Source organism: Bradyrhizobium sp. Arg816, from assembly GCF_029989365.1.
Classification (GTDB): Bacteria; Pseudomonadota; Alphaproteobacteria; order Rhizobiales; family Xanthobacteraceae; genus Bradyrhizobium.
The window spans coordinates 333,945-344,780 of the sequence record NZ_JAPRAQ010000009.1; the positions used below are offsets into that span (position 1 = coordinate 333,945).

At 59.9% G+C, this 10,836-nt stretch carries 11 protein-coding genes, 3 pseudogenes and 1 riboswitch; of the genes and pseudogenes, 10 read left to right on the forward strand and 4 right to left on the reverse strand.

The window, feature by feature from the left end:
* Positions 1-6: 6 nt before the first annotated feature.
* On the reverse strand, positions 7-489 hold the full coding sequence (locus OWC48_RS23740) for an Lrp/AsnC family transcriptional regulator (protein ID WP_282522108.1): 483 nt from the start codon (positions 487-489) through the stop codon (positions 7-9).
* Positions 490-506: 17 nt separating this feature from the next.
* Between OWC48_RS23740 and OWC48_RS23745 the strand changes: the two are divergent.
* From OWC48_RS23745 to OWC48_RS23770, 5 genes and pseudogenes are all read left to right on the forward strand, one after another.
* Positions 507-689: pseudogene (locus tag OWC48_RS23745) on the forward strand (GntR family transcriptional regulator); the annotation flags it as partial.
* 18 nt (positions 690-707) lie between these two features.
* Complete coding sequence (locus tag OWC48_RS23750; protein ID WP_282522129.1) at positions 708-878, forward strand: FCD domain-containing protein; 171 nt, start codon at positions 708-710, stop codon at positions 876-878.
* A gap of 12 nt (positions 879-890) precedes the next feature.
* Positions 891-1,157, forward strand: a pseudogene (locus OWC48_RS23755) (FCD domain-containing protein); the annotation flags it as partial.
* Between the two features lie 748 nt (positions 1,158-1,905).
* Positions 1,906-2,112 (forward strand): hypothetical protein, encoded by a 207-nt coding sequence (locus tag OWC48_RS23765; RefSeq protein ID WP_282522110.1) that lies wholly within the window; start codon positions 1,906-1,908, stop codon positions 2,110-2,112.
* Positions 2,113-2,184: 72 nt separating this feature from the next.
* Complete coding sequence (locus OWC48_RS23770; protein WP_282522111.1) at positions 2,185-2,643, forward strand: FAD-dependent oxidoreductase; 459 nt, start codon at positions 2,185-2,187, stop codon at positions 2,641-2,643.
* 824 nt (positions 2,644-3,467) lie between these two features.
* Here the strand turns inward: OWC48_RS23770 and OWC48_RS23775 are convergent.
* From OWC48_RS23775 to OWC48_RS23780, 3 genes and pseudogenes are all read right to left on the reverse strand, one after another.
* Positions 3,468-3,722 carry a hypothetical protein gene (locus tag OWC48_RS23775; RefSeq protein WP_282522112.1) on the reverse strand — a complete coding sequence of 85 codons (255 nt, stop codon included), beginning with the start codon at positions 3,720-3,722 and terminating at the stop codon, positions 3,468-3,470.
* 86 nt (positions 3,723-3,808) lie between these two features.
* Positions 3,809-4,099, reverse strand: a pseudogene (locus tag OWC48_RS47205) (hypothetical protein); the annotation flags it as partial.
* Between the two features lie 287 nt (positions 4,100-4,386).
* On the reverse strand, positions 4,387-5,136 hold the full coding sequence (locus OWC48_RS23780; protein ID WP_282522113.1) for an outer membrane protein: 750 nt from the start codon (positions 5,134-5,136) through the stop codon (positions 4,387-4,389).
* A 711-nt stretch (positions 5,137-5,847) separates the two neighbouring features.
* Here OWC48_RS23780 and OWC48_RS23785 point away from each other — a divergent pair.
* The 5 genes from OWC48_RS23785 to OWC48_RS23805 form a co-directional block, all read left to right on the forward strand.
* Complete coding sequence (locus tag OWC48_RS23785) at positions 5,848-6,273, forward strand: hypothetical protein (protein WP_282522114.1); 426 nt, start codon at positions 5,848-5,850, stop codon at positions 6,271-6,273.
* A gap of 578 nt (positions 6,274-6,851) precedes the next feature.
* Entirely contained in the window at positions 6,852-7,178 is a 327-nt protein-coding gene (locus OWC48_RS23790) for a DUF736 domain-containing protein (RefSeq protein ID WP_282522115.1), read from the forward strand.
* Between the two features lie 114 nt (positions 7,179-7,292).
* Positions 7,293-7,871, forward strand: coding sequence for a DUF6925 family protein (locus OWC48_RS23795; protein ID WP_404979819.1), 579 nt, complete (start codon positions 7,293-7,295; stop codon positions 7,869-7,871).
* Positions 7,872-7,984: 113 nt separating this feature from the next.
* Entirely contained in the window at positions 7,985-8,566 is a 582-nt protein-coding gene (locus tag OWC48_RS23800; RefSeq protein WP_282522117.1) for a hypothetical protein, read from the forward strand.
* Positions 8,567-8,815: 249 nt separating this feature from the next.
* A riboswitch (cobalamin riboswitch) is annotated at positions 8,816-9,034 on the forward strand.
* A 120-nt stretch (positions 9,035-9,154) separates the two neighbouring features.
* On the forward strand, positions 9,155-10,836 hold a 1,682-nt coding region (locus OWC48_RS23805), incomplete at its 3' end, for an ATP cone domain-containing protein (RefSeq protein ID WP_282522118.1).

Below are 10,836 nucleotides of genomic sequence, written 5' to 3' on the forward strand. Positions count from 1 at the left end.
GTTCGATCAGGATACGTCAAGGCTAATGCGGGTGGTGAACTTGACCGTCTGCATCGACACGTAGGTGTTGAATGACTTGATGTTCTTGTCGGGAAAGAACGCTCGTTCAGTGAACGCCCCATACTCCTCCATCGAACCGGTGTTGACGACGAGAATGAAATCGGCCGAACCGGTGACGTAGTAGCATTGCGTGACCTCGGGACAGGCGCTCATCCGATTCTTGAACGTGTCCAGAAGGTCGAGGTGCTCCTGCTCGAGCGCCACCAGCACGATCGACGTGACCCGTGCCCCCGCGACCGAAGGCGAAATAATCGAAACATCGGACATGATCGCCCCGTTTTCGCACAACCGCCTTAGCCGACGCAGACAAGACGTTGGTGAGAGTCCCACGCGATCGGCTAGTTCTTCGGAGGTCAGCTGATTGTTCTCCTGCAGAAGCATGAGCAGCTTGAGATCGAGGCGATCGAGGTCGGCACGCGCCACAGCCATTTAAAATTCCCTTAAGTTTGCAGGTTTCTGGCATCAAGGGAGCGAAAACGACCAATTTAGTCGCTCACTTTGAGCTTGCTCCCGGATCTCAGCTCAGGCAGGACGAGCTCGCCGAGCGGTTTGGAACAAGCCGGATCCCAATAAGAGAGGCGCTCAGACAGCTGGAAGCCGAAGGGTGTGTGACTTTCCAGCCCAATCGCCGCGCGGTAGTTTCCGACTTGTCGATCGACGAAGTCATCGAATTGCTCGGGATCCGAATCGCGCTCGAGTGTCACGCGCTGCGCCTAGCCATTCCCGCCATGGGAGAGATCGATCTCAATGAGGCGAAAGCGATCCTCCAGTCATATGATGACGAGCCCGATCCGGCGCGATGGGGCGCGTTCAATTAGAAATTCCACGAGACGCTCTACGCACCATGCAATCGCCCGCGACTCTTGTCGATGATCGAGGCGAACTATGGTCATGTGAGCCGGTTTACTCGGGCGCTCGTTTCCCGCGCGGCCGGCAAAGAGCGGCCGCAGCGCGAGCACTATCAGCTACTGGAGCACAGCCGTAACGGTGAAAGCGAAAAGGCCGTCCGGCTTCTTCGCGAGCATATCGTTGAGACGCAGAAGACGGTGAGATCCGCGCAACGCATTGCCACACGGGATGTCAGCTCGGGCAATTGAAGGCCCGATATACACCGTGGCGTCCTCCGGCGCAGGTCTAATGAACGACAATCAGAATATTTGCGGGGTGAATGCGAGGTGTCCTCTGAACGGCTCGCTTCCCGCAACGCGACCTGCAGAAATTAAATGAACGATCGTAACGTCGATATTGCTGTAATCGGCGCGGGAATCATCGGTATCGCCTGTGCTTACTATCTCGCGAAGGGCCGTCCTGCATTCCGGATTAGATCATCGATCCCAATGCGCCGACGAGCTTGACCTCGGCTGCCTCGGGCGAAAATTATCGGAACTGGTGGCCTCATCCGGTCATGACTGCCTTTACGGACTACAGCATCGACCTGCTTGAGGAAATCGCCCGTCAGCACGCCAATCGGATTCACACGACCCGCACTGGCTACACGCGATGCGAGACCTGACCAACTACTGAGGGAGTTACAAACAGGGTATGGGCGCCGAAGGCGCAAGGCGGATTGTCCACGAGGCGGCTTCGTCGCCTAGCTATACGTCGGCGGTCTCGGCAGATTGGCAGGATGCACCCGAAGGGGTCGACGTGCTCCAAAATGTAGGCTGATCCGCCGTCACTTTCCAACGTTCGATCCAGAGGTTTCCACGATTCTCCATATACGGCGCGCCGGAGACATCCGCGGCCAACAGTTGGGAAGCCTGATGTTGGAGCAGATCCGCGCTGCAGGAGGCACATTGGCTGTGGCCCGCGTTACGGAAATAACCAAAGCGGCAAGATGGTTTCGTGGTGGCGACGCGCGGCGGCGAGGGTGAAGAGAATATCCGTGCGGGGATTGTCGTGAATTCGGCGGGACCTTACGTCGCCGACGTAGCGCGCATGCTCGGAGAGACCCTTCCGGTTCAGAACGTCTTCCATCAGAAGATTGCTTTCGCTGACAATCTCGGCGCTATTGACCGAACGATGCCATTTTCAATCGATCTGGATGGGTAGACGATCGACTGGTCCCCGCAAGAGCGCGAGCTCCTCGCGGAAGACCCTGCGACCGCGTGGCTCCCCCGCCCGATGCCTGGCGGCATCCACTACCGCCCGCACGGCGGTGACCACGGAAGATGGATCAAGCTTGGCCGGGCCTACAATCGAAAGCCCTCGGAGCCACAGGACGATATTCCTACGGATCCCAACTTTCCGGAAATCGTTCTCAGGGGCGCGAGCCGGCTGAATCCCGGCCTCCAGCAATACTACGGCCGCCTGCCGCGGCAGATTACCCACCATGGCGGCTGCTACACGATGACCGAGGGGAATTGGCCGCTGATCGGTCCAATGAAAACGAAGAACGCCTTCGTGGCAGGTGCCTTGTCTGGCTTTGGAACGATGGCGGCCTGTGCAACAGGAGCGCTTTGCGCCGGATGGGTATTGGGCACCAGGCTGCCCGAATTCGCCGAGCGCCTCAGCTTGTCGCGTTACGATGATGAAAGCTTTCTTCGCCGACTGCAGGAGAGTGCGAGCACTGGGGTTCTCTAGCTCGATCGCCATTCTTCCAAACGGAATTTAGCCTTGCTCATGGACATCTAGGGCGATCAACAGGTTCCGGTTTATTGCCCTATTCGGAAGTGATTTTTTGCAAGCCGGCCATCGTACGAAATCCAACCTGGCATGAAAGCCAGGGCACGTGATGCCACGGCGAACATCCGCGACGATCGACGGCTAGTTGGCATGAGGTTTTTGAACAGAATGTGACCTCCGGCGTCCATTCTTGAGTGTCGCGCTGATATCCCTCGCCACCATCGGTCGTTGGTCTTGCGACGTAGGTTAAAATTCTATGGGACCTTCTCGTCCCGCAATGAACTGTTGTTGGCTGCACGTGAGGCAGGCACTTCGGAATAATTACCATACGTTGGTGGGAGATTGTGGTTTGTTGAGTGCCACGAACACGCGATCGCGCGCAGCTTCTCATTTCCGAGCCAACCTGAAACGTTGCCGCGTTTCCTCAACTTGAGAACGCTTGCATTGAAACTATTGTTCAAGAGCGAAGTGAAAGCGCTGACACTTACTTCTATTCTCAAGAGACGATCGAAGGAGGTTGGAAAATCCTCAAGAAAGCCCGGGTGGCGGGTGCAAGCGTGTCGGCACTGAGGCTTCGCGGGCCGGAAGGAACTCGGGAGGCGTGTGGGGCTCGCACCGGCTGGCAACTCATTCTTTGCAAGCAAGCTGAGCTCTGCTCGATTCCGAGGTGCTTCACCATCATATCCTCGACGTCGGCGTCGCTGTTTGGCGCCGACGTCGATGCTTACGAGCAGGCCTGGATGGCTCGAGAAGTAGTATCGAGCTGGTCAAGATCAAGTCTTTCAATCGAACTTGTAAGAGGCCTGAAAGAATGTACCCCAGCGCTCCATGCTGTACTTCGCAAATGAGAGCGAGTGCTCGATGCAGCCGTCGCCGCAGTGCATGGAGCCGGCGTCCCTTTTGGTCCACATGGCCCAATAGCGGCCACCAACGCCAATGCTGAAGTTGTCGGTGAGGAAGTAGGACAGCAAGCCTTCGAGCTGAGCTCCGCCGCCGCCACTGCCACGTTGTTCCGAAAAGGTGGTCTCATCGCGCAAGAGGTGATTGTCCCGATGAAATCGGTCCAGGGCAGGTAAGCGATATCGGCGTTAATACGCCAGCGCTCGCTCAGCATGGTTTCGGCGCTCAGACCGATTCGAGGCGCATTCCATTGCGTATCCTCGCTTCCAACGATCCTGTTGTCACCCGGCGTCAGACATGGGTGCCGTGGATTAACGAACTCGACGCAACCTGTCCGGTCCGAGCTCTGGCTGTAATAGGTCCAGCCCACAAACGCACCGACTTTATAGTTCGTACTTCGCAGGAAATCGTAACCGACGTCGGCGGTGTAAGATGTGAACCTTCCGTTTGACTGACCGTCAAGGGTGTTCTGGTAAGACCGCTGCTTGTGGGGCACCCAATCTTCATTGTTCATCTTCCCTTTGTTGAAGCGCCCGGTACTAAGAGTGCTCTTCAGGAAAACTCCCCACGGGTTGTCGACACGGCCGAATAACTCTCCGGAGAATCCGTCCAGTCCATGATACGTGAGCCTTGATATCAGCAAGCCGGGATCTTGGTCTTGGTCCGCTGCGCTGTGATCCCACTGGAATCTTCCCCGGCTGAGCCAGAGCCGGGAGCCGCCTTCGAATGACCAGCCGGGCGCGTAGGGGATGGGCCGCGCGCTGGCTGGTGCCTTCGTGTACAGTGACGGATTAAACCACTCTACGCCTTTAGGTCGGCGTCGAAATGGTAGTTAAGACCAACCTTTGCGATGTGGTAGTTGCTGGACAGGCTGGTTGTGTTCGCTGGCAGAATTGCAAGCGGTGGCAGTTGTACTGTCGGAGCCGTTGCCACACTCGGACCGCCAAAATGCAGATAGTCATACTCGACGTTCACCGACCATGCAGGCGTAATCGCTTGCTCGATGCCCAGCCCGATGACGCTACCGAGACGACCATAGTCGAAATGGGTTTTCTCCTGGGGCACGTAGCCGGCTTCAAAGTTGTTTACGACGTCGCCTCTATTGTTTTGCCAGGCTACGCCTCCCTTGAGATACGCCAGCGTGTGGCCGAGTGCGCCAAAAGCGTAGCCAATGCGGCCCGTCCCGGTGGCGAAGAGGTTGGGACCTGCCTTGCAGTTTGCGCTCACAACCGAGCCTGAATGAGCGAGGCAGGTATTGGTGCCCTCGGAAATAACACCGCTGGCATCCAGTTCGACGCCAAACACCCAGTTGCTGTTCTGCCAGTTGTAGCCGATCTGGCCACCTGCAAGAAATGCCGGGCTTTCCACGATGCCGCCATAGATCGATGGACCGTAGTGATTGCTGAAGGAGGTTCGGCCGTACCCACCGCCGACGTGTCCGCCGATATAGCCACCCGACCAGTTCCATACGACCAGCGGCAGCTTCGATTCTAGCTCAAGGCGCGCGTTGGCCGCACCGCTGGCCATGACCGCAATCGTCGTGGCACCCAACAGAAGAACTCTCGACTTCATCAAAGGCCCTGCACACTTTCCCCGGTCCACACCAGCTTCTTGAGATATCGCCAACGGTGAATCGTCGCGGCAGAACTGACACTCGCGGCAACGCGTGCCAGATCTGCTCCGAAAACACCGCACTGCGATCGGTGATGATGCCCGAATGAGCAATGCATGTGCCAAACTGAACTTGTATATTTTGCAGAGTTTTCGGAAGAGTTTGTCGCGTCAACTTGCCGACTGTCGTCTCAAATCTGACAATCCGAGCTTCCGAAGGTCTCTCCATCGCCCGACATTTGCGAGGGCAGATCCAATACGCAGCGTTTATAGCTGCGTGGAATATTTGCGCGCCAAAGCGCCGCCAATCGGAAAACAATCAGGGCTTGGGAGTGAGTGGCGATTGTGATCCCGGATGCTCAAAAGCAACACACACGATGGAGTGGCCGCCGAAATGGAGAAGAACACAGGACTTTCCTGAAACTGATTGCGCTAGGTGATTTCAAACGGCAGGTGCCTAGTTGAAGATCACAAAGGGTCAAATGCCGATTGCACGAGCCCTGTGAGCGCAAGCTCGGCGCTAATGACAAAAACTCGCGCAACTGGATTTGTGACGATCCGGTCGCTGCGTTTCTTGCTATAGTGTCGCGCGCGCCGTGGTGGTGGTGGAAGGCGCAGCCGTCAGACTTCTATCTCACGGAGCGCACCGCCATGATCATCCTCGGACCACCACTCGTTATCCTCGTCATCGGCTTGTTCTGTTGGCTGGTGTTCCCGCTTGCTGCTTTCGCACTGCCGCTCTTCGTTGGCCTGACGATCGGCATCTGGGCCTTCCACACTGGCGCCGGCATGCTTGGTGGCATCGTAACGGGCCTCGTGGCGGGCGGTGTGAGCTTTGGTGTCGCCCGGCTTGCGCTCGCTCTCGCGCCATGGGCTTGGGTTCGGCTCCTGACCATCCTTCTCTACGTCGCGCCCGCTACCGTCGCGGGCTATAGCGCCACATATGGAATCGCCCTGATGACGGTGCCTTCACCAATCTGGCGGACGATATTTGCCGTCGTGGGTGCCATTGCCGTCAGCATCACAGCGTTCATCCGCCTCACTGGAATGGCCGTAGCCGGACCTGCCCGGCAATGATAGCGCCACTGAAGGCGTCGCGTCGACGGGCGGGACCGCACCAGATATCCGCAATGCTCGCGGTCCTCACGTCGAAATTCGAACGAGAGGGGCTGGCCGTTGAAGCTCCGATCAACAGCTTGCGCCCCGGCTTCGTCACGATGATCATAGAGGCATGGACCAAGCGGTCGCATCTCAAAGGATGCGGCGACAATAAAATGTGAACGGGCCGCGCGGCCGACGCGTAATCACGACACCAAATCCGTCCGTTGCTGAAGGGAGAGGGCGCGTGTCACCATCGAACTCACTTGGCGGCCTCTCGGTGCGTCGAACTCGCCACAAGGCCGAGCGCACCAACGGCCTCTTCGATGGATTGATCTGCCCGAAGGACGGCTGACGCCTCGATCGCCTAAGGCGCAACAGCGGCGTCACAACTTTCTTCCCCTGCCGGCTGCGCCGTCATTCCTCGCGCGAGCCAAGAAAGTTGCTCCTTTGCTGTCAGGCTCCTTCGGGGTGCGCGGTCGATCGCCTCCGGCCTGTCGATCACCATCGAGGCCGCAAGGTGCGGGCTCGGAAAACAGAGATCAAGGAGAACTACCATGGCGACCATCGGCACCTTCAAGAAGGCCGGCAACAACGAGCTCACCGGCGAAATCGTCACCCCCTCGCTCCAGGCCAGGAACGTCCGGATCGTCCCCGAAACCAACCGATCCGGCGACAACGCACCGTGCCACCGGGTCTATGTCGGCCATGTGGAGATCGGGGCCGCCTGGTCCAAGCGCTCCAACGAGGACCGCGATTATCTGGGTCTGAAGCTCGACGATCCGAGCTTCACCGCTCCGATCTTCGCCAACCTCTTCGCCGACGAGGAAGGTGAGGGCTTCAGCCCGATCTGGTCCCGTCCCAGCCGTCGCAACGGCGACTGACCCCGATCCACAATGCCTCGCCCGGCTGGTCCGGGCGGGGCATTACCTCGCGCAGGAGCCGGCCGCGATCTTGCTGCAGCGTCGCACCCCGACCATGCGAGCTTCGCAGGACGGATGAACCGATTCTCTCAAGGAGCATTAGTCGCAAGTATCCGCGTGGGTGATGAGGAAGTCATTTCTGCGCTTCGAGATCGTGTTGGCCGATCGGTGTTTGCACCGGGAAATGATGCGATGGCGATCATCCTGGCGGCCAATCCACACCGCGTCTTCATCAGCAGGATCGGGCGAGCAGAGGTGTTTCAACCGATCCCGCCGCCGGGGCCTCACACGCACGTCTTGCCCAAGCTGCTGGCCCATCGCCGCACGCATGCGGCAACCGAGCCGCTGCCCGATGGTTGGATTCCCTGTGCGCATCTCTATCCCGCGCATCCGCTTCGCGACCAACTCGGTCGAAAGCGGGAGTTTCAATCGCAATATCAGGGCGCCTTCCAGGCGTTGCTCGAGCGGTATGGCGAGCCGGCTATCGCGACACTCAAGCGAGATGTCGTGGCCGCTGTGAGGGCGGGGCAAGTCCGGATGCAGTTGTGTTCCGGAACGATCGCGTCGGTAGCGCGACTGTCCGGGTTCGCTCAGGCAACTGGCCGCGACCGGGCCGTTGTCTTCGACACTGATGGAGTGGCTTGCCGCGTATGATCGGATCGACCTTTCGGAGCCCGAGAACCCCATGGAAGCCCTTCACTGACGGCCAAAAGGCTGCCCCGAGGCGGCAAATGCCGCTAGAATTGCTGGAAAGGAGATTTAGCCCAATGGTTTTCAGGGTCTTGCCGCCCACTGCTGACCTTTTCCGCCTGCAGCCGGTTGACCAGTGTTACGCCCCCATGTTTTGCTTTGGGCTGGTGACGGTGTCTTGCGCACTTGCAAGCTTCGCGTTCGCCTGCGCGACACCGGTTGCGGCATTTGCGGTCGTCGCCGCCGCGACCCTGCGACTGCGTCCGGCTCTGCTCGTCATGACGGGCGCGTGGCTGGTCAATCAGACGATCGGATTCGGTCTATTGCACTATCCGGTCGACGGAAACACGATCGCCTGGGGCTTTCTCATCGGCGCCGCGGCGCTGGGAGCGACGGCCGCAACTTCGGCAGCTCTCCGCGCGCTCCCGCAAAACCGTACGGCGCTGGTATTGGCGCTGGCATTCGTTTGCGCTTACGCCGCGTATGAGCTCATCCTGTTCACCGCTACGCCTTTCCTGGGTCGCCAAGGCGCCTTTACATTTGAAATCGTGACGCGGATCGGGCTTCGCAGCGCCGGTTGGCTGATCGGCCTCGTTGCCGTCTGCGAGATTGTCCGGCTGCTCAATCCACTCGGGAGTGGGCGTACTTTCTCGACCTGAACGACGAGACACACTGGCGCGGCGACATCGCGTCTTTGGACCATTCAGTCAGCGGGCGCCGCGCGATCTGCGCCGCGCATTGAGAGGATTTCGCAACTGCTCGGCGTCGAACCGCAGGGCCACTAACTTCGCGCAGCTCGATCGCTGCACGGCTGAGGTCTGGCCAAGCCACCGGCCGGAACTCCCACATCCCACAGCCAATGTGAGCGCAGCCTTCAAACGAATCGTTGACACTCGCTCGCGAATATCACTACATGTGGCCGTCACGGTTCCGCTGGATCGCAAGATTTAGTGGCTAAGAGGGAAGCCGGTGAACTGCGCCAGAAGGCGCGGAATTCCGGCGCTGCCCCCGCAACTGTCAGCAGCGAGCTGCTTCCAACAATCGTCACTGGTGCTTTCGTGCCGGGAAGACGGGAAGAAAGCTATGACCTGCGAGCCAGGAGACCTGCCGTGACAATCTGAACGTCCACGGGCGGGGTGTCCGGCGGTCGCTTGCATGCACCGTCCGGCGCTTTGCTGCCGGCGTTTCTGCGGCGTCCTTCCTTCCAGCCCCGTTCAAGCACAACGCGCGCATCACGGGGCCTATTGATGTCACTGAACTTGCACGACGCGGAAGGCGCTTCCGCACCCATCATCAAGTTGCGTCCACAGTCGCTTGCGGCTGCTTCCAGCGCACCCGCTATGCAGATCATCCGCCGCAACGGCAAGGTCTCGCCATTCGATTCCGCCAAGATCTCGGTCGCCATGACAAAAGCATTCCTGGCGGTGGAAGGCACCACCGCTGTTGCTTCGCGCCGCGTCCATGACAGCGTCGAGCAACTGACCGCCGAAGTCGTCACAGCGCTGATGCGGCGCGCGGGCGAGGGGCGTACCTTCCATATCGAGGACGTGCAGGACCAGGTCGAGCTCGCCTTGATGCGCAGCGAGCACCACAAGGTCGCGCGCGCCTATGTGCTGTACCGCGAGGAGCGGTCGCGCCGGCGCGCCGAGGAGGCGGCCGCGGAGGCGACGCCCGCTGTCGCACCGGCACTTCATGTCACGCTGGCCGACGGCTCGCGCGTCGGTCTCGACAGCAAGCGGCTCGCGCTGATTATCGGCGAGGCCTGCGCCGGCCTCGACGGCGTTTCCGCTGCCCCCGTGCTCGCTGAGACCACCCGCAATCTCTACGACGGCATCAGCCAGGACGAACTCGCGCTGGCCTCGATCATGGCCGCTCGCACCCTGGTCGAACAGGAGCCGAACTACGCCTATGTCAGCGCGCGCCTGCTGCTGGACAAGTTGCGCGGCGAGGTGCTGTCCTATGTCCATGCCGTGCCGACCTCCGCCTCGCAGGCGGATATGGCCACGCGCTACGCCAACTATTTCCCGGCCTATGTGAAGACCGGCATCGCTGCCGAACTGCTCGATCCTGAACTGGCCCGCTTCGACCTCGGCCGGATCGCGGCCGCACTCAAGCCCGAGCGCGACCTGAACTTCCAGTTCCTGGGGCTCCAGACGCTGTACGACCGCTACTTCCTGCACGTCGGCGGCAAGCGGATCGAACTGCCGCAGGCCTTCTTCATGCGCGTCGCGATGGGTCTTGCGGTTCGCGAGATCGACCGAGAGGCCAAGGCGATCGAGTTCTACGATCTGCTGTCGTCGTTCGACTTCATGGCCTCGACGCCGACGCTGTTCAATTCGGGTACGCTGCGTCCGCAATTGTCGTCCTGCTTCCTCACGACAGTCTCGGACGACCTCGACGGCATCTTCAAGTCGATCAAGGACAACGCACTGCTGGCAAAATATTCCGGCGGCCTCGGCAACGACTGGACGCCGGTCCGTGGTCTCGGTGCCCACATCAAGGGCACCAACGGCGAGAGCCAGGGCATCATCCCGTTCCTGAAGGTCGCCAACGATACCGCGATTGCCGTCAACCAGGGCGGCAAGCGCAAGGGCGCGGTCTGCGCCTATCTGGAGACCTGGCACGTCGACATCGAAGAATTCCTCGACCTGCGCAAGAACACCGGGGACGACCGCCGGCGTACCCACGACATGAACACGGCCAATTGGGTGCCGGACCTGTTCATGCAGCGCGTCGATGTCGATGGCGAATGGACGCTGTTTTCGCCGGACGAGACGCCCGATTTGCACGATCTCTACGGTAAGGCGTTCAAGTCGGCTTACGAGGCCTATGAGGCCAGGGCGAAAGCCGGCGGCATGCGCGTCTTCAAGACCGTGCGCGCGAGCGACCTCTGGCGTCGCATGCTGACCATGCTGTTCGAGACCGGTCA